Below are 20,696 nucleotides of genomic sequence, written 5' to 3' on the forward strand. Positions count from 1 at the left end.
CTTATATTTATTAAAACTACGCCTTTCTCTCTAAAGTTTAAAGGTGTAGATTACTATTTGATAATAATTTTACACTAAACATTCATAATCTATGTTGCACTACTTATATTTTATTAATAAGATATATATCTACAATTCTATAAAAGTCCTACCAACTTTAATATCTAACTCCTGGCAGGCTTCATCTACTATGTCTCGAATAAGAGATAAAGGAACTTCTATTTCATCTATAGAGACTATAATATCATAATCTTCTCTATTTCTGTTTTTCTTTATATTTACATATTGAAAACTTAATTCATCAACACGATATTTATATAGTTCTTCCTTATTTCTGCTTATAACTTTTTCTATTGTCTGATTTAATTTTTTTTTACTTATTCGCATTTTATTCTTATCCTCTCTCCATTCAAATAAAACTTATAGACTATTCACTTTTAATTTGAATTTATATGTTTTAGCACCATAGACATTCTCTGCTTTATTGCTAACCAACATGATTATATTTATATATTACTAATTTATTCAACTAAAGTCAAGCTTTTCGTTGTTTATAAAAAATAAAACAAACAATTTTCAGAATATTCATAACTACTCAGAACAATAACCTATATTAATATACTAAAAAATAGTTTTTGTCAAGTTTATTTTTTTTAAAAACCTAAAAAACAAATGTACTCAAAAACTTACATATTTAAAAACTTAATCCTTATCTGTTAAACTTAATCAAATTTCATTTTACAGACTTCATTCCAATCTATTTCTCTTGTTGTTACATTTTCTGGATGTGATAATGTAACAATATGACTTGCATCTTTATAAGCATAATAAAGCACTGTTTCTCCTTTTACTTGATTTTTCTTATATCCTTGATAAATAGCTTCTTTAGGTACTTTTTCCTCTACTAAATCAAAAGCACATTTTGTACTTATATAATCTGTATCTTTTAATATATCTAAATTATTTACTATAATTGCAAGTATAGCTATAAAAACACCTACTATAATACATCCCTTTATCTTTTTCATAAATATCTCTCCTATTCTATATTTTAAAATATTATAAAACTTATAATTTATAGTATTATCTTATACAGGCCTATAGTTTTTATAACTAAAATAGCTTTATATTGACATTATTAGAGCTTATACCATTTACGAGTTATTATGTTTGAATTTATATATTGTTACTCTTTTAAAAGTTATCAAACCCATATGCAAAGATATATAATAAATAGTTATCCATTTTAAAGGATTTCTTTTATTAAACTTTAATTTAAGATAATAGAGAGGAACTAATATGAGAGAAAAAAATAAAGAAAAATACTTATTTTTAAAAATGAAAAATGGCAAAGTTATAAAATACAAAAGTCCATTTGAATCAACTAAAAAAGATAATAAAACTAATGAAACGTTTTTATACAATAGAAGTGCAACATCAAGAAATACATTAAAGATTATATTTATGTTATTTATCTTCTTCTCATTTTTTCTTTTGTTAAAAATTGTACCTGATTCTTTATCTAAATTTGATTATCTCCCAAAAGACATAACTATAGAAAAAAAAGAACAAATTATTAATAAAAAAAAATCCACTAAGAGTATTTATTTAATAGAAAAAGCAATAAATTTAGAGAATATATTATTAAAGAAAAATTATGATTCTGTAAAGCAAAATGCATTATTATACTATAGTGGGAACTTTTCATTTTTAGATATGCAAAACTATTTATCAGAAAAGAAACAAGCAGTAGAAGATAATTTATCTTCTTTTCATAAAAAAAATACTTTATTTGAACAAAATAAAGATATCTATTTATTATTAGAAAAGAGACATTTAAATTTTAAAAAGCTAATATCAAATTTAACATCTGATTTAGAAAGAAGCTCTATAATAGAAACAATAAATAGCAATATATCAGAAGATAATTTTTTATTAGAAAAAGAAATGAAACTATTTGATAGCATAAATTAAATTTTTAAAAAATATAAATATAATTTAATATTTTACTAAATTTATAAAAATATTAAATTATATTTTTTTATTTTTTATTTTTTAAAATTATTTAATTTTAAATTTCTTAATTTTATTTTTTATTTTTAAAAAACAAAAAAAATAAATATGATTTATATAAATTGATAAAATAATAGAATTATTTTACATATTATGATAATATCTTATTATATTGTAATAATTTTATATATATGGAGGAAAAGTATGAATGAAAAAATGGCAAACAAAATAATTGTGGTAGATCCTGGAAAAAATGCTGTTAAAGTAGTTGTATTTTCAAATACATATGAGCTTTTAACACATTACATGTTCCCTTCTAAAACACAATCGAGAAGGACCTTTTCTGATATTGATGGTTCTTCTGATCTTCAATTTAGAGCAGAATTTGAAGGTGACAAATATTTAATAGGAGAAGGTGTACAGTCTTCTTACAATTTTGAGACAACAAAAAATAATATACACCACCAGTTATGTGTATATACATCTATTGCAAAAGAGGTTCATTCCAAAAATGAAAATGTGTATGTAGTTGTTGGATATCCATCATCTGATTTTTCAAATGAGCGTCAAAGAGAGAAATATGTTGATTTAATAAAATCTAATGAAAAAATAGATATAATATTAAATGGTTCAGACAAATCATTTAATATTACTGGATTTAATGTTTTTCCTGAAGGGATGGCTTTAGTACCTCGAATGAGATTTCCTAAAAGAAAAGTTAGAGTCATTGATATAGGTGGCCAAAACTTAAATCATAGACTGTACGATGAAAAAGGGAACACTTTAGAAAGTTTTTCTCTTGATGAAGCTGGGACAAACCACCTTGAAGAACATTTAAGAACAACTCTTAGAAAAAATATAAATGCTGACATAGTTGATATTGATTCTATTAATATATTAGAAGCGATAGAAAACCAAGAAATTGATGCTATTTCCGATGATATGATAAATGGTTATGATTCAGTTGCAAGTTTTATAGAAAATACAGTTTTAGACTTTATAGATGATAAAATACTTAATCAATTAAGCTCAAAAAATGTTTTCTTATATAAGCGAAGTCATTTAATAATTTTTACGGGTGGAGGCTCAATTGCTTTAAGAAAATATTTAGAAAAGTTATTACCTAATAATAGTGGGAATTTATATTTTTCTGAAACAGCTACTTGGGACAACTGTGCTTCTTATTTAATAAAAGACCTAACTCAAAAATTCAAAGACTCAAAAATTTCGAAGATTGAACTTGCAAATTACACAAAAAAAATAATAAAAGCTTTTAATGATTTAATTATTAAAATTAATCAAAGTAATGAAGAAAATTTAACTGAATACGAAGAATTAATTGATAGAAAAAGAAAAACAGTAAAACAAAAATAGGATGTGATTATGCAAATGAAAAATAAAAAAATCCGAAACAGTTGTGCTTTTACTTTTATTTCAAATAAGACTGAATTAAACAGAATTTTAGATGAATTAGAAGGAAATGAGGAGCTAAACAAGTCTCAAGAGTTAGGCAAAATGATTATAAGAGGAAATAAAATTTCTAATTCTTTGTCTCTAACAACAGTTATGAATGCATATGAATTAGGAGAAAGTTTATTAAAAATAAGATTTCCTGACATTAGTGATTCAGAAACTCAACTCTATTTGGAAGAAGTTTTAAGAAAATCTATTTCTGTGGATTTAAAAAGCTTATCTGAAGGAATAAATAGTATTATATATAATAAAGAAAATCATTTAGAAGAAGTAGTAATGATAGAAGAGCTAAAAGATAATGAAGTAGAAGAAACAGTAGTAGAAGAAGAAGCAATAGAAAACAAAGAGGAATTAAATATTGAAGTCGAAACTAAACAAGAGGAAAAAGAAGAAATTCATGAAGATGTAGAAGTTAATAAAAAACAAGAATCTATGCAATACCAAGAAGTTGATGAAGAATTAGACATAGACATAGATTTAGATATGATATGCAATGATTAATAAAAAAGTTGGTTAAAATTAACCAACTTTTTTATTTGAAAAAATATATTTAAATGTATTCTACTCTTCTACTTCTTCTATCGAATAAACATTTTTATTCTCTATGTATTTATTCATGTAGACTGGAGATAAAAGAGTAATTCCTTTTTCATATTTTAATGCACCTTTAACATCTTTTTTATCTCTTGCAAACCCTCTTGAAGAAATGACTTTTACATTCCTGTACATACATCCACTTTCCGTTATTATATTAAACAACATACCTTACACCTCGTTTCTTATAAAAATTATCTATTAGTTAAAAGTTAATTTATTATATGTGTTTTTTTATAATTAATAATTTTTTTAAATACAACAAAGTACATGTTAATTAACATGTACTTTGTTTTTCATATTTATATTTAATTTGCAATTATTTTCTCCAAATACAGTTTGAAGATCATATAAATTTTTCCAAGACAAATCTAATTTATTTTTAAAGGGATATTCAACACCATCAAACTTAAAATATACATTACTATTCCCCTCATTCTTATTTATAAAATCTTTTAGATATCTCCACTGTTTTACAGCTTCAATTCTATTTTTATTGCCTATTATTAAAATAGAATTATTCTTCTTAGCCTTTGAATCTAAGTTCTCTGAACTTAAAATATTTAATTGATATCCAAAATTATTGCAAGATAATTTTGCTTTTGCAATTATCTTCTTTTTATCAACTATGTTATCTTCATTTTTTAACTTGTTGAAACATACACATTTTATTTCTCCTGTTTTATCCTCAAGGTTAAATATATAAAAAGGTTTATTTTTTTTAGAATATTTTATTTCTACATCTTTAACCACCCCAGCTACTTCAACAATCCCATCAATCAAACATGTTAGATTATTTTGATTTTCTTCTTCTTCATCTTCTTCAGATATTAAGTCAATAATTTCTACTACTTTTTCTTTCTCTAATACATCTTTGAAATCATCTAAAGGATGAGCTGATATATATATGTTTGCAACGTCTTTTTCCTTTTCAAGAAGATAGTCATTAGTAAATTCTCCTAATCTTGGGATATCTATTACTTTTATATCTGAAAGATCTTCTGTATCAAATATACTAATTTGACCTTGTATATTTTTCTTTTTATCCAATTTAGAAGATTCTAATATAAAAGGAAGTATTTCTAATTTTTCTTTTCTTGTAGAATCATTAAAGCAATCTAAAGCTCCAGCAAATATTAGATTTTCTATGACTCTTTTATCTGTTTTTTGATATTTAACCATTCTCTCAATGAAATCTTGGAAAGTTTTAAACAAACCTCTCTCACTTTCTCTTTCTTTAATAATAAGCTCTGAGGAATAACCTAAGTTTTTTATTCCTTGAAATCCAAATCTTATACAATTATTTTCAACTGAAAATTTCTTATTAGACTTATTAATTGAAGGAGGTAATACAGTTATATTTTTTCTTGAACAATATGCTAAAAACGCCTTACATTTATTCGTATTTGTTATATATACATTTAAATTAGATTTCATAAAAATAACTGGATAATAATGAGAAGCCCAAGCAGTTTGATATGAAAGTAAAGAATATCCCCCAGCATGACTTTTATTAAAAGCATACTTAGAAAAATCCTCCATTTTGTTCCAAGTTGATTTAGCTACTTCTTCACTAATGTTATTATTTATACATCCAACTATATTTAAAGGCTTTTTAGTTATTTTATCCTCTGCATCTCCTGAACCATATATAAAGTATGGCTCATACTCTTGTAAAATTTCATCTCTTTTCTTTCCCATTGCTTTACGAATCCAGTCTCCTTGACCTTTCGAAAATCCAGCAAGTTCAATGACAGTATTTATAACTTGCTCTTGATATATAATTATCCCATAAGTATTTTTTAAAATTGGCTCTAATTTAGGAGTATCGTAATGAATTTGTTCTGGATTTATCATATTATTTATATAATTAGGAATTTATGGTGATAGGTAAAATTTTGATATTATTTCTAATATCTCCATTCTTTCCCCCACCTCACACCGTACATGAAACTTTCACTTCATACGGCGTTCCACCTTGGACTTATCCTTTTATTTATTATTCAATAAATTTACACACTTCAAGGTTTTTGACCTATAATCTTATTTCTTTAACTTCTATATTTCATATTATTTGGCTTTGTTATATCTTTTAGAATAAAGTAATTGTTTTGATTTCTTCATTCTCGGCTAACTTTCTTAGCTTATTAATTTTCAACAGTTGTTCTGGTTTTAAATCTAACTCGGTTAAGAGTTTATTAATAGTGGTTTTCTTAGTAGCATGTATTAATCTATGCACTTTTACTGATACTATTGTTAGGTTTCTAAACTCGTCTGTTCCTCCAAGTTTCCTTGGTTTCTTATGATGACAATGTATATCATCATATTCGAGTTTATTTCCTGTCACAGAACATTTTCCTTTTTGCATAGTATAAACAGAAATTCTGTTATCCATATATTCTATGGTTTGATTTACTATACTTTGGTTCATTAGTCTGTGTAGAATATTCATATCTATTGCACTTGATAATGCTTTGTGGATTTCTTCTCTACCTTCTGGAGTGTACTTATTGATTATATTTTTAACATGCATTGCATTTTTAGTTTTAATATAACCTATTGGTACAACTGGTTTGTTTGCGATATATCTCATTTGTCGAGATTTACCATAATTCTTACCAATATATCCATTTGGTGAGTTTCCATCTCTGGAATATTCCTTTTTAATAGCGTTAAAGAATTTTAGGTTTACAGCATTTTGTATCTTACAGCAATCTAAGTTTATACAGGTTGCTATTTTATAGTAGTTATGAACTCCGATAATTTTTGAATTGTATTTACTAATTAGTACATATCTTTGTTTTTTACTACTATGTTTAATTTGATAGATAAGTTCTTTAAGTTCGTTAGTTACTCTCTTAATTGCCTTATCACACATATGAGATACTACTATGCGTTTATCACCTTTTAGGTTTGTTGTAATTTCAAATCCAAGAAATTCTGATTTTTCTTGTTTAAGGTTTGTAACCTTAGATTTTTCTGGACTGATTTCCAACTTTAATCTTGTATTTAGAAAATCTTCTGTTGCGTGATACATTTTGATTGCATCATTGTAGTTTTTGCAAAATATTTTAAAATCATCTGCATATCTTACGAAGAAGACTTCTTTAAGTTTAGTTTTCCTAATAGCTGAAAATTTATGGGCTTTGTTTACTACACCACTTGAATGTACTGCACATTTATATTCCTTTTTAGTAGGAACATTTTCCCATTGACTTGCTATCCACCAATCTAATTCATTAAGAACTATGTTTGATAGTAGGGGAGATAGTATTCCTCCTTGTGGAGTTCCTTTTTCATTACTTATTCTTGTTCCATTTGGAAGTTGAACTTTTGCTTTAAGCATTTTGGTAATGATTATTAAAAGGTTCTTATCTCTTATTCCCATAGTCCAAAGTTGTTTTTTCAACTTACTATGACTTACATTATCGAAAAATCCTTTAATGTCTATATCTACAACATAGAATAATTTCTGTTGTTGTATCATCTTCATAGTTTGGGCTATTGCATTTTCAACTGATTTGTTAGGTCTAAATCCATTACTATTTTTATGGAATTTAGCTTCACATATAGGTTCTAATACTTGTAGGATACATTGTTGTACTAATCTATCCCATATACAAGGTATTCCTAATGGTCTTTCTTTACCATTTGGTTTTGGTATCATAACTCTCCTAATTGCTTTTGGGTTGTAGTTATTCAACCTATCTTTAATGCCTTTGACTAATTCTGTATCATTTAGTGTAGCTATATCTTTAATTGTTAGTCCGTCAACACCTGCTGTATTACTGCCTGTGTTTATTTTGATATTTCTATAAGCCATTTTAATATTTTCCTCTGACGATATAATATCAATCAGATTATTAAAGTTTTTGCCTTTTAGACTATCTTGGTATAGGTCATCAGTTACTTCTTGCATATTGTAATATTCAGTCGTTCTGATTTTCCTATTTTTTAAACTCTTGTTTTTGTTCTTTTTCCTTGAAGTCAACATAGACACCATCCTCCTTTTCAGATTGGATTTAGGTTCTCTTTGTCATACTCGAAGCTATGTTTATTTTATTGAATATTTTTAGGATTTCCCACAGGCTATTGCCTATCCCTCCACGACTTGTTATCATCGCTTCTTAGGTACTGTGGCAACACTCTCACTATGATTAATTATTGTTATACTCAAAACCTTTCAGTAAGGAGTTTTCCAATAAACTTGTATCGTTGGGTGCAATCCCTCCACAATTCATAGCTTTCAACGTTCCTATATATCTATCATTATCCTATACTTAGGTGCTTCCTATAGACTTGATTACTCTCCAATGCCTGTAACATTGCAAGGTCTTTCTATTGGAAGATTCGTACTCAACCTCGGTAATCGAAGCATTAATAGCTCCCCTCTACATTTCTGTAAAGTCCCATTTCAAAGTCCGTACATTCGGAAGTTCGTCAGTTGCTATGTTTAAGCAACATTCTCACCATATATAGGCATTGACACCCATACCATTGTATACATTGCTCACCTCTGAGCCTTTTGCCTCTATTCTAAAGTGGAATAGTTAGGGTATACTTAGTCTTTACTTCACCGAGCTTCAAACCTTCTTAAAATTGCATTTAAGAACGCAAGTCGGAGATTAGCGAGAACCCTTCAAGGCGTTACCCTATCATTTGATTCTTCGATATATAAGTTCAATAATAATCTACCAATAGGCGATTATATTGAGAAACCTTATTGGGGTTTCTAACGTTTCACACCTTCCATGGGGCCAGGTCTATAAAGACTTATTCCAGCGATTAGTCTTTCAAATAAAACATCTCCAAATTCTTCTTTCTTTTTTTCAATCTGTTCTTTTGATAAGGAACTATTTGAAATAGTATTTAAAAAAGCTGGAACATCTTGAAACAGATTTTTCATAAACCCTGTCATACCTGGACCTTCAAGCTGGAAAACACCCCTTGTATCTCCTTTAAAAATATGTTCATATACTTCAATGTCATTTACAGGTATATTATTTATTTTTAGGTTTTTATTATAATTCTTATTAATATCATCAATACATTCAGATAGAATTGTCATTGTCTTTAGACCCAAAAAATCCATTTTGAGCAACCCTATAGATTCACACTCTCCCATTGTATACTGAGTAACCCATTCTTTTTCTCCAGTATCCTTATTGTTTACAATAATTTGTGGGCAGAAATTAGTGACTGATTCTCTCGCTATTATTATTCCACATGCATGAATTCCCTTACTTTTAGGAAGTCCCTCTATTTTTTTTGCCTTGTCTATAATTTCTCTAACTTCTAAATTCCCATCATAAAGTTGTTTGAGCCCAGTTGATTCTTCTAAAGCTTCATCTATTGTAATATTAGGTTTTAAAGGAATTAATTTACTAATTTCACTTCGAAAGCTTGTACTTTTACCCCAAATTCTTGCCGTATCATTTATAGCCCCTTTTGCTCCCATCCTTCCAAAAGTAATAATCTTTGAAACTCTATCTTTACCATATTTCTTTCTTACATAATTAATTACTTCATCTCTTCTTTCATCTCCAATATCCACATCTATATCAGGCATACTAATTCTATCTGGGTTTAAGAATCTTTCAAATAGCAATTCATAACGAATAGGGTCCATTTCTGTTATTTTCAATACATATGCAACAAGAGATCCAACACAACTTCCTCTACCTGGTCCTATAGGTATATTATTTTTTTTAGCAAAATTAATAAAATCCCAGACAATTAGAAAATAATCTGGATAACCCATTTCACATATTGTCTTTATTTCATATTCTAATCTTTCTTTATACTCAAATGATTCATATTTAGGACTACCATAGAACCTTTCTTTAAAGCCTTTATAACAAAGCTTTTTAAAATATTCTTCATCAGTTAAATTTTGTTCTTCTTCTCTTGGGAAGACAGGTAATATGTTGTTCCCAAAATCAAAATTCAAATTACATTTATCCATAATTTCTAATGTATTAAATAAAACTTCAGGAATATCTTTATATTTTTCTTCCATTTCAAAACAACTATGTACATGATATCCTGTCCCTGAGAATTTATATCTTTTGGGATCATCCATAGTTGTTTTTGTTTGGTTACATAAATGGGTCTCATGAATCAAAAATTCTTCCTTTTTTAAGTAATGAGCATCATCAGTAGCTACTACTTTTATATCAAGCTTCTTAGCCAATGATATTAAATGTTTATTTATTTTCCCTTCATTTTTAATATCATGTCTTTGAATCTCAATATAAAAATCATTTTTAAAGATTTCTTTTAATTTCAGTGCGACTTCTTCTGCTAATTTATTGTTTCCATCAGCTATTGCTCTTGGTATTTCTCCAGCTATACATCCCGATAAAACTATAACACCTTTATTGTATTCTTCTAACCAACTATATTTAACTTGTGGTCTTTTATAAAAGTTATTATAGGCCATAGAGCATAATTTAGATATATTTTTATAGCCAACCTCATCTTTAGCTAAAAGAACTAAATGATTTTTATTCATACTCCCATCTATACTCTCAGAATAGGCCTCAAATCCAATTATAGGTTTTTTATTTTGAGATACCATCTGTTTGTAAAAATTAATTGAGCCATACATTACTCCATGGTCTGTAATTGAACATGAATATTCTGCTTCTTGTACTAAATCTTCTATTCTTACTATTGAATCAAGAAGAGAATACTCTGTGTGTCCATGTAACCTAATACAAGTTATAACCTTTAATTTTTCATCAACAAACTCTCCTATAAAATTGTTCCTATAATCAAATATATTATTTTTTATGAAATTACCCTTAAAAAACTTTTCTTTTTTTAAAACAAATAAAACCTCTTTACTATTTAGTAAAGATACCTCTATCTTTCCATCATTCTCAATCAAATTTAAATAATTTGAAGTACTATTATCTTTTTTCTGTTTTTCCTCTTTTAATTTAATTTTAATTTTTTCACATTGTTTTTTGCTAAGACTAACATACATAAAAGTTCCTCCCTTTTTAAATTTATTTAATAATTTTTTTATAAAAAAATTATCTATTAATATACTTTTTAAATTTTTATATTATAGTACTTTTTTATAAAATCCATAAAAAAAATTATTAGATTAGCTCTAATAATTTTTTATTAATTAATATTATTTTAATAATTCTCTTTTAGCTATTCGTAATAGTTCAGTTGGAATCTGATAAGGTTCACATGAAACTATACTTTTCTCATACATATACAAGAATTTGTTAGCTAAAGATTCTCTTTCATTCTTATTACCAAACATTATATTAAAAATTAATATACCATCTCTTCTTCCATCTCTTATAGCACATTTAACATCATCTAAGGCTAATTTACCTCCATATAAGCGATTAACATATGGTAGACCATCAGATAAAATAATTAAAATCTTTTTGTCCTCATTTCGTTCTTTTAATTCTTCTAATGCTACTCTTATTGAATATCCATCCAAATTACATCCTTCTGCTTTATTATTTTTTAAGAAAGCTAAACTCTTATTCCCTTTTTTCTCATTAAAATTTTTAATTATATGATGATTTATGTTATTAGTCACATTAAATTGTGCTATTTTTAGTGCTACTAACTCACTTAAAGCTTCTTCCAATATAGCTGTAGCTTTATACGCTTCTTTAAATTTTTCACCTGTCATAGAACCACTTCCATCAACCAAAACATAAAATACATGATTTTTTTTATTATCATAATATCTTTTTTTAAATATGTCATATTGTTTATTTTGCATTTTCCAAATAGCATTAGTATCTAATAATCCTCTTTTTTTATTTTTAGGATTTATCTTTACTTGATCTATAATTATTTTACTTAACTCTTTTTTTAATTTCTTTGACTCAGTTAAAATATCTCCTTTAGCACTTACTTTCTCATAATTGTAATTTATCATATTAAGATTATCCATAAATTGGAAATTATTATCTTTAAATAACTTATTATAATATTTTTCTATATCTTTCATTTTTTCTTGGCTCAATGAGTCTTTTGCATCCAGTTCATCCTTTTTATCTTTTTCTTTTTTTAATATATCTTCTTTTTCTGCCTGGATTATTGCTGAATTAGATTCTTTATATAAAAAATCTTTAGACTCTGATATTATTTTATCTACAAGTTCTTTTAAGTCAAAATCATTAGCTCTATTCTCATCATTAGTGCTACTTTCCAACTTATTAGTACTTTCACCAAGTTCTTGTTTTTTATCATCCGATTTAAATGCTCCATGTATATTATTCTCTGTACTTTCTTTTTCACATTCCTCATATTTCTTCATACTTCCATCTATATTTTTACCTATTTTTGAAAAACCACTATTTAGGTTGATTAAATTATCATGTTCAGGAAGCTTTTCTATTTCTGATACCAACCAATCTTCTATAGAATAGACTAATTCCCATGCATATTTTAAACAATCACTAAAGTTATTGCAATTTACAGCTTTAGGGCAATAGAGCTTTATATTATTTATTATATTTTCATTTGTATAATGTTTAATATAATCTTCTGGTAAAATACCCATTGTTGAAATTGTTGTAATACAAAATAAAGTGTCAAATAATTCATTGTTATTATCTTTTATTGGTTGTTCTCTCCACCAGAAACCTCTCATTAAAATTAAATTTTTAATTATGCCTGGGTAATTTAAAGATAATAATCTTTCTATTCTTCCATCTTCAATTGAGTTTATTATAAATGCTCCAACTTCTTCAGTTTTATTTTTACTCAGTTTATATTTATTTTTAAAATACAAACTAAATTCTTCTATAAAACCTCCATACTCTTCTTTTGGTGTATAGTTTTTATGGGAAACTTCATGCCCAATTAAAGCTTTACAAATAGAAAACAAAACTTCCTTTGTTTCCCCTTCCATATATTCTGGGATACCTATAAAAACATCTTCAAAATCCGTATAAGTACTTCCACCTAATTTTAAAAACAAACTAAATTGTTCCATTTTTTCATCTATCAAAGTAGCTAAAAATTTTAATTTTTTATTAATCCCATATGAATCACAAAATTTAATAATATCCTTTCTTCCCATTACCTCTAAACTATTCATATAACATTCCTCCCCTTTTATCTTTATAAAACAAAAACCACTTAAGTGGTTTTTGTTTTAAGCACATATCTGTTCTATTACTTCTTTAACATTTTCTCTATATTCGGTATCTCTTACTTTGTTTGCAACTCCAACAATTAAAGCTTCTTTTATGCTTTCTAAATCTTCACTCATCTTCACTGCATGTATAAAACCTCTAATACTCATACAACTTTCGTCTAAATCAGCATTTGTACCCTTTATCAGAGATGTCAACTTTGTGTAAACTTCATCAGCGATTAATAAATCTGATTTTTTAACACAAGGACAAGAATCTTTTAAAATAGAGTATATGCTATTATTAGGTTCAAATAATATATCTACAAATCTGTCAGATAAGGCTTCATTTAAATCAGAAGTCCCTTCATATCCGATATTCATAGTGCCTATTACAATAAAATTTTCTTCAGCTTTAATTTGTTTATAGCCTGGTACTTCAATCGCTTGTCTATGGTCGGTAATAGAATGTAGTAGAGCTGTCACTCCTGGATCAGCAAAATTTATTTCATCTACATTTATAATTCCACCTTGTTCCATAGCTTCAAGAAGTACTTCAGGTTCAAAGACTATAGTGCTCTTTGAGATTCCATTCTCGTCTACTGTTGTATCTACGCTCTTTGACCCTAATAAGTCAAACTTATCGGTCTCTTTACTCGTAGAAATAGAGTATAAAGGTCTTTGGAATATCCAAGCCATAGTTTCTACAAAAACATTTTTACCTGTACCTTTTTCTCCAGAACAGAGTATATGACACTTGTTTCTAATTGCAGAACAACCTATTTTTAGATTATTAGAATTGTCTTTATAATTTGGATTTTCTTTAGGAATTCTATGAGAAACATTCTTACCATATTTTTTGTAAGTATTAAATATTTTTTGAATTAAATCAGTCTTAAAATTATTATTTAATAAATAATCTTCTATCTCATCTAATATAGTTTTATTAAATCCTTTTTTAATTAATTTTTCTTTTATCTTCCCATTTTCTTCTTTTAAAGCATTATTAATTATACTTTTATATTCTTCTAAATTAAAATCAATAGCTACATAAAAATCTGTTTTTTCAGTTTTATATATTTCAGCTAATCCTATGTCAATATTTGATTCTAAAATAGCTTTTAATGCTTTAATATCATTAACAGAAGAACATTTAGGAAAGCTTTTTTCCTCTACAATACCAGCTTTTTCATTATTTTTTAGTAATATTATCTTTTCATCTTCCAATCCAACTTTTAAAAATATTTTTTCTCCACTTCTAAATTGATTAATAACCTCCATCTTTTTCTTACATTCTTTTATGCTTCCTTTTACTTTTAGTATTAACCCTTTTATAATTTCATCTTGTTTATTGTGTTTTTCAGAATCACACTGTATTTCAACTATTAAAATTCTTTTTATCTTATTTGTTTTTATCTCTTGATGATCAACTACTATGCCATAAAATTCGTCTTTTACCTTATTTACTATATCATGATTTGAAACAGTGCCTTCACCCATAGTTTTTGGTTGTGCAGATATAAAACCTATTTTATCTTCTTTAAAAAATGCAATTATTGCATCTTCATCCATTTTATTTTTTGGATCTTTTTTAAATGTAATTTTTGCTCCTATCTCTATATAATCTAAATCCTTATAACTATGTACAACTGATACCTTTTCCATAAATAGCACCCCTTTTTTAAGATTTTAATAATCTAAATCCTTTTAATCATGGTATATTATAGAAATAGGGAGAGAAAATTATAATTTTCTCTCCCTATTTTTTTTATATATTTTTATATTTTTTAAGTTGTCTCAATATTATTTGTTCATACAATTCTTTTTTTGTTTCCTTTGGATATTTTTTTTCATCTGATCCAAATAATGATATTAACATTTCTATATACTTATTATAATAAGTATTCATTTCACCAAATGAGATTTTATCAACCATATCTTTTTTTCCATTATCAATTAAATCATCAATTCCTTTGCCAAAATCACTATCCCAAAGAACGTAAAATATTTTTTTATTTTCTATTTCTCGCAAAGCTTCTCCTAACTTCAGGGCTTGTTTGTAAACAGCAAGATTATATCCCATGTCTGCATCAAAAGCGATATAAATATAAGGTAAATTTACCTCACTATATATTTTTTGAATATTCTTAATTACTTCTACAATATTACCCCAAGCACAAACGCCCTGAATTGATATTGCTATACTATTATACTCTTTTGCTATTTTCTTAGCCTTAAAATGGCCCTCAGTAATAAAAATAGTTTTTACCTTTAATTCTTTTGGATAAATAACATCTATAGACACACCAGCAGATGTTCCAAATTTATATCCTTCTTTCTCTTGAGCAAAAGCAGAGGAAAACCAAATATATCTACTCTCATGGTTATTTACCATATTTTTTCTTATCTGTATTCCAACAATTTGTTTAAATTCATTCCTAATTGGAATTGCAATACCTCCTCCTTTTATAGTAGTAAAGTCATATCGATTATTTTTCTCGTTATAAAAAAAACCTGGTATATTATTTAATGTACTTAATTTAATGTTATTCTTTTCTAAGTCAGCTAAGAAAGGTTTTAATATATATCTATTCGGGAAAGAAAAATAACCTGTATCTTCGATTTCTTTATCTGTCAGCCCTCTTTTATTTTTAAGATGTTTTACATCTTCTTCATTTAATCTATTTTTACCTAAATAATCAAAACCTTTTATAAACAAAGAATAGATTTTATTTAATATTTCATTATCAGCTTTTTTGCTTTGATGTTCAATAAGATTTTGTTTTATGTAAGTTTTTTCAATTTTTAAATTCTCTGATTCTGAAAGTTTTTTTGATAATATTTGCTTATATTTTTCTTCTGAGATTAACCTCTTTTCAAGTGCTATTTTAAATGCACTCTCAACATAAGTTATATTTTCAAATAAGGAAACAAATTTGATAATATCTCCTCCAACACCACAACTGAAACATTTAAATATTTTCTTATTTTTAGAAACAGAAAAAGATCCTATTCTCTTATCATGATGGAAAGGACATAAACCTTTTCCATTTTTTAGGTCCATTCTTGATTCAATTTCATCTATACCAACAACTTCTCTAACTAATTCAATAGTCTCTTTTATAAAATCTTTCCTTTTCATAAACTATTTTCCCTTTCAGATTTTTATATCGAATATTTTTACACATTTATACTATTTAGTATATATTTTGTTTTATTTTTTAGCAATATATATTGACTATAAAAAACAAAAACAAACAATTTAAATTGTTTGTTTTTGTTTAGCTAATCTTAGAATGGTATATCATCATCGTCTATTGCTTCGAAATCTGCTTCTATCACATCATTTTTCATATTATTAAAGTTCTCTGAAGCATTATTTCCTTCTGTATTTTTATTTTTAGCCACACAATTAAAATTTGATATTGTGATGACTAATTTTTTGAATAATGTACCATCCTTTTTCTGATATTCTTCTACTTTTACTTTTCCCATAACTCCTAATAACATATTTTCATTTATGTTAAATTTTTGTAATCTTTCTGCAACTTGACCCCAAGCTGTAACTTTAATATAGTGTTGTTCTTTATCAAAATCTTCACCTAAATAAAATTTAGCAACTGATTGAGGTAGTTTTGCACTTAATTCCATATTTGCAACAAGTTTTTCTCCATTCTTTGTTGATACTTTTCGAAATTCTACAAAGTTCTCTTTATCTTTATATTTACAAGTCCACCCTTCTATGTATGCTACTAAAGCTTCTCCTACTTTTTCAAATCCATAGAAATTAAAATTATATTTTTTTTCGTTCATATTAATACCCTCTTTCTTATATTTTTTTTAAAAACCATTTTTTAATATTATTTTTCATTATAGATTCTAAAAAAATATATATTCCTAAAACATATAGATATTTATTCATTTTTTTATTATATAATTTTGAACTAAGTTCTATAATGTATTAAATTATATAAGGTCTTTAAGCAATAATTCCTATTTAAAACTTTTGGAGGTGTTTAATGGATAATTTCAAATATTTATTTGAAAAAAATAAGCAAAAAATATTATTGGCAATTAGTCTCCTATTCTTATTTATAATATGTATTACAGTTTTTTTATTTATCAAGAAAAATAATTTTAATGAGAATATGACAGATGTCCAATATGGAGATGTGGGGATAAAAAAAGCTGAATATATTCTAACAGGTACTTGTAATGGGAAAATTGATTTGATTAAAACTTCAAACCAGAAAGTAGTTGATAGTCTACAATTAAGCAGTTTAGGTAATACAATGTATTCAAGAGATACAAATTTGAAAAAATTAATGGTTTATAACAACAGTAACTTCTATAGCATTGAAGAGAAAAAAGGTAAAATTATTAAAAATAATGTTTATAAGCTAAAAAATAATATTGAAATTTTAAACTTTAACTTTTCTGATAATTATATAGTTTTTAATTCTAATGGGACTTATAAAACTATCTCTTTAAAAGAAAATAAAGAAAATTATATTAATGAAAGAGAATTTGATAATTATTTAGTTTCTAAAGATAATCTGATATACTCTAAAGATAATTTAATAACTTCTTTAAATTTAAAAACAAATAAAGTTAATAAAACTATAAACCTTGGAGAGAAGACTAAATTTATATCCCTTACTAAAAATGGTCTTACTATTTTTAACAATTTCGGATATGATAATAATAGATCAATTATATTGGAAGTAAATCCAAATACATTATATATAAACAGTGTCTATAAACTTAATAACAATAAGGTATTACCAGTAACACAATATAGTGGAGATTTAGAAGTTTATTTTATGGATAAAGTAGAAAAAGATTCTGCTTTAATAGAATCTCATTATGCCGTTAAAGTAGGTAACTCAACCACTAAAACTAAAACAACTTTAAATGATACAAATAAAGACTCAGATAAGACACCAAATACATATAATACAGTTAGTGCTAAAGGATATCTTTATTCCAATGAAGATTTAAAGGAATTAAAAATATTTGAATTGAGAAGTAACACTTTAATAGCTACAATAAATACAGACAAAATCTTTTTTATGCCTATACTAAAATAAAAAGACTGCTTAAAAAGCAGTCTTTTTATTTTAAGTTGTTTCGATATTTACATAAATCATCTATATTTTCTAAATCTAAGAATTTTAATACTTCTTTATTTATAAGATTAACATCTATTTGTAAATCAAATTTTTTAATATGCCAAGTTTTAGTTAATATATTAAAATAAGCTTCTCCTCTATTAACACCACTTGAGAAATTAACATATAAGCGTTTCATTTTGTTTTTCTCCCAATACTTAACTCTTTTAATAACTATACTTTTACAATTTTCTATACTTTCATCATAATTAATTTCATCAAAAAATTTTACTTGAAGATTATCATTTAACTTATCTGCATTTAAAGCTTTTAATTTCAAAAAACACTTCGCAGTTGCAATAGCATCATCTATAGCTCTATGGTTTTTTTCTAATGTTACCTCTAAATAAGAGCATAAATCTATCAAAGTATGCTTTTTTTTATCTGGAAAAGTAAACTTAGATAAACTTACTGTATCCATAACTTTATGGTTTGACTTAATTCCAATAGTCGCTAAAGCAGGTTTTAAAAACCTATCCCAATCAAAAGATGCATTATGTGCAACAATTACACTATCACTAATAAACTCATTAAATCTCTGTAATACATTCCCAATATAAGGAGCATCCTTAACCATCTCATTAGTTATTTTTGTTAGTTCTGTTATTTTCTTCGGTATCTTTAACTCAGGATTTACTAAAGTAGAAAAGTTGTCTACAATTTCCCCATCTTTTATTTTAACAGCTCCTATTTCAAGGATTCTACCACCTTTTTGTATAGAAAATGCAGTAGTTTCTATATCTACCACAACAAATTCATTGTAATTAAGCATTTCTATTTCTAATTTTCCTTTTTTACTCATAAAAAAAACCTCCTCTAATTAAACACCTTTTTTGATACTTTAAATAATTTAATACTTATATTTTTTGTATTATATAATTTTTAATATTATTTAATAATATATTTCTAAAAAATATTAAAAATATTATTTTATTTTTAAATACTATTAAATAATATATTATTTAATAGTATTTAAATGAAAAATATAAAATTCTATATTTTTTAGTACTTTTTATATAAATCTTATAAAAAAAAGATAATATTAAAATATTATCTTTTCTATTTATTAATTATTATTTATTTGCTCTGGATATTTTTTATCTATAGCTTCTTTTATATCTTTTGTATATATTTCATTTATTATATTTTCAATTTGAGTTTTTGTATTGCTATCAAATTTTCTATTATTCTTCTCTAATACATTTACAACTTTACTAAGCTTTTTAGACATATCAGTATTTTTATTTGATTCAATTATATCTTTATATTGCTTAAGTATATTACTGTTAACATACTCTGTTTCTATAAAATAGTTGTGACTTACTCCAAATAATATATTGTAATAATATTCAAGAGAGCTGGTCCACTTATCTGCAAATTCATAACTTTGTTTCTTATCTATATTCATTCCAGCTTCTATCTTCTTGATTCTTTTTACAACTTCATCCATATTAACTGTTTTTTTATTATCATCTATAACTTGAATCTTAGAGTTTATCTCATAACTATTAAATTCTAAGTATCTTTTTAGAGACTCTGATATGTACTTACCATATTTCTCATTTACTTTTTCTAAATTAACAGTAATAGTATAGTTTGAATTCTCGTTTTCAGCCTCAAGGGAGAAACCTTTAGATTTAACTTCTTGTAAAAATCCTTTAACTGTAGCATACTCTTTTGGAATGGAATTAAAGGAAGCTTCATCATTTACATTAATTTTGTATTTCTCTACAACATCTTCTAATTCAAACCCTAAACAATATAATTTATTATTTAAATTATCCATAAAATTAAACATGTTGCTTATATAGATATTAATCATCTCATCTCTTTCTTTTATGTTAAATTGATCTATATTGTTTTTAATCAAATCATCAAGCCCTTCAAGCCCTTCCTTTTCTGTTGAAGAATAATTATAAATCTTATTCATTACTTTTGTTTTTTCGGAACTTGAAAGCTTTTTTGTATTAGTACACCCAGAAACAAGAACACTTATTAAACAAGCAGATGTTATTATCTTAAAAATTTTTCTTTTATTCATTCTCTTTTCTATTCCTCCTATAACCACATTATTTCTTTTTTAAGTAGTAATACATATCTATCCCATCTACAATAAAAGCCTTTAAATATTCTACTAATAATTCATTTCCCAAAACAATTTGAGAAACTTGATTTTTATGTTTCCTTATTTCCTTAAAATCCCTTCCATTAAATTTATCTGAAAAGTAATCTTCTTCTTGAATAATTATCTCTTCAATAACTTTTTTTAGTTTTTTGTTTATTACTTCTTGTTTATCTATTTTTTCTTTTTCCATTATTAA

The 20,696-nt window shown here is 25.6% G+C and carries 17 protein-coding genes; 4 read left to right on the forward strand and 13 right to left on the reverse strand.

Annotated features, from left to right (window positions below; all coding sequences use genetic code 11):
• Nucleotides 1-129: 129 nt before the first annotated feature.
• Together IC758_RS19765 and IC758_RS19770 are read right to left on the reverse strand one after the other, a co-directional pair.
• A complete protein-coding gene (locus IC758_RS19765) occupies nt 130-387 on the reverse strand; it encodes a hypothetical protein (RefSeq protein ID WP_227824986.1) in 258 nt (85 codons plus the stop codon).
• 335 nt (nt 388-722) lie between these two features.
• Complete coding sequence (locus IC758_RS19770) at nt 723-1,028, reverse strand: hypothetical protein (protein WP_227824987.1); 306 nt, start codon at nt 1,026-1,028, stop codon at nt 723-725.
• 271 nt (nt 1,029-1,299) lie between these two features.
• Here IC758_RS19770 and IC758_RS19775 point away from each other — a divergent pair, with 271 nt between their 5' ends.
• From IC758_RS19775 to IC758_RS19785, 3 genes are all read left to right on the forward strand, one after another.
• Entirely contained in the window at nt 1,300-1,974 is a 675-nt protein-coding gene (locus tag IC758_RS19775; protein WP_227824988.1) for a hypothetical protein, read from the forward strand.
• Nucleotides 1,975-2,217: 243 nt separating this feature from the next.
• Nucleotides 2,218-3,387, forward strand: coding sequence for a ParM/StbA family protein (locus tag IC758_RS19780; protein WP_227824989.1), 1,170 nt, complete (start codon nt 2,218-2,220; stop codon nt 3,385-3,387).
• Between the two features lie 15 nt (nt 3,388-3,402).
• Nucleotides 3,403-3,987 (forward strand): hypothetical protein, encoded by a 585-nt coding sequence (locus tag IC758_RS19785; protein WP_227824990.1) that lies wholly within the window; start codon nt 3,403-3,405, stop codon nt 3,985-3,987.
• Between the two features lie 60 nt (nt 3,988-4,047).
• Here the strand turns inward: IC758_RS19785 and IC758_RS19790 are convergent, their stop codons facing one another.
• The 8 genes from IC758_RS19790 to IC758_RS19825 all read right to left on the reverse strand — a co-directional run bounded on the left by IC758_RS19790 (nt 4,048) and on the right by IC758_RS19825 (nt 17,017).
• Nucleotides 4,048-4,248, reverse strand: coding sequence for a hypothetical protein (locus IC758_RS19790; protein ID WP_095903721.1), 201 nt, complete (start codon nt 4,246-4,248; stop codon nt 4,048-4,050).
• Between the two features lie 105 nt (nt 4,249-4,353).
• Nucleotides 4,354-5,958 (reverse strand): OB-fold nucleic acid binding domain-containing protein, encoded by a 1,605-nt coding sequence (locus IC758_RS19795; RefSeq protein WP_413927335.1) that lies wholly within the window; start codon nt 5,956-5,958, stop codon nt 4,354-4,356.
• 214 nt (nt 5,959-6,172) lie between these two features.
• Nucleotides 6,173-8,074, reverse strand: coding sequence for a group II intron reverse transcriptase/maturase (gene ltrA, locus IC758_RS19800; RefSeq protein ID WP_095903720.1), 1,902 nt, complete (start codon nt 8,072-8,074; stop codon nt 6,173-6,175).
• Between the two features lie 738 nt (nt 8,075-8,812).
• A complete protein-coding gene (gene dnaE, locus IC758_RS19805; protein ID WP_227824992.1) occupies nt 8,813-11,071 on the reverse strand; it encodes a DNA polymerase III subunit alpha in 2,259 nt (752 codons plus the stop codon).
• 153 nt (nt 11,072-11,224) lie between these two features.
• Entirely contained in the window at nt 11,225-13,168 is a 1,944-nt protein-coding gene (locus tag IC758_RS19810; RefSeq protein WP_227824993.1) for a VWA domain-containing protein, read from the reverse strand.
• A gap of 57 nt (nt 13,169-13,225) precedes the next feature.
• Nucleotides 13,226-14,869, reverse strand: a complete 1,644-nt coding sequence (locus IC758_RS19815; RefSeq protein WP_227824994.1) for an AAA family ATPase — start codon at nt 14,867-14,869, stop codon at nt 13,226-13,228.
• A 103-nt stretch (nt 14,870-14,972) separates the two neighbouring features.
• Nucleotides 14,973-16,346, reverse strand: a complete 1,374-nt coding sequence (locus tag IC758_RS19820; RefSeq protein WP_227824995.1) for a CHC2 zinc finger domain-containing protein — start codon at nt 16,344-16,346, stop codon at nt 14,973-14,975.
• Nucleotides 16,347-16,495: 149 nt separating this feature from the next.
• Nucleotides 16,496-17,017 (reverse strand): single-stranded DNA-binding protein, encoded by a 522-nt coding sequence (locus tag IC758_RS19825; protein WP_227824996.1) that lies wholly within the window; start codon nt 17,015-17,017, stop codon nt 16,496-16,498.
• A gap of 206 nt (nt 17,018-17,223) precedes the next feature.
• On the opposite strand from IC758_RS19825, the gene IC758_RS19830 reads away from it, so the two are divergent.
• Entirely contained in the window at nt 17,224-18,294 is a 1,071-nt protein-coding gene (locus IC758_RS19830) for a hypothetical protein (protein WP_227824997.1), read from the forward strand.
• A 25-nt stretch (nt 18,295-18,319) separates the two neighbouring features.
• On the opposite strand, the gene IC758_RS19835 is transcribed toward IC758_RS19830, so the two are convergent.
• The 3 genes from IC758_RS19835 to IC758_RS19845 all read right to left on the reverse strand — a co-directional run bounded on the left by IC758_RS19835 (nt 18,320) and on the right by IC758_RS19845 (nt 20,690).
• Complete coding sequence (locus tag IC758_RS19835) at nt 18,320-19,177, reverse strand: PolC-type DNA polymerase III (RefSeq protein WP_227824998.1); 858 nt, start codon at nt 19,175-19,177, stop codon at nt 18,320-18,322.
• Between the two features lie 264 nt (nt 19,178-19,441).
• Entirely contained in the window at nt 19,442-20,416 is a 975-nt protein-coding gene (locus IC758_RS19840) for a hypothetical protein (protein ID WP_227824999.1), read from the reverse strand.
• A 28-nt stretch (nt 20,417-20,444) separates the two neighbouring features.
• Nucleotides 20,445-20,690, reverse strand: a complete 246-nt coding sequence (locus IC758_RS19845) for a hypothetical protein (protein ID WP_227825000.1) — start codon at nt 20,688-20,690, stop codon at nt 20,445-20,447.
• Between the last annotated feature and the right edge of the window lie 6 nt (nt 20,691-20,696).

Source organism: Clostridioides sp. ES-W-0016-02, assembly GCF_020641035.1.
Classification (GTDB): domain Bacteria; phylum Bacillota; class Clostridia; order Peptostreptococcales; family Peptostreptococcaceae; genus Clostridioides.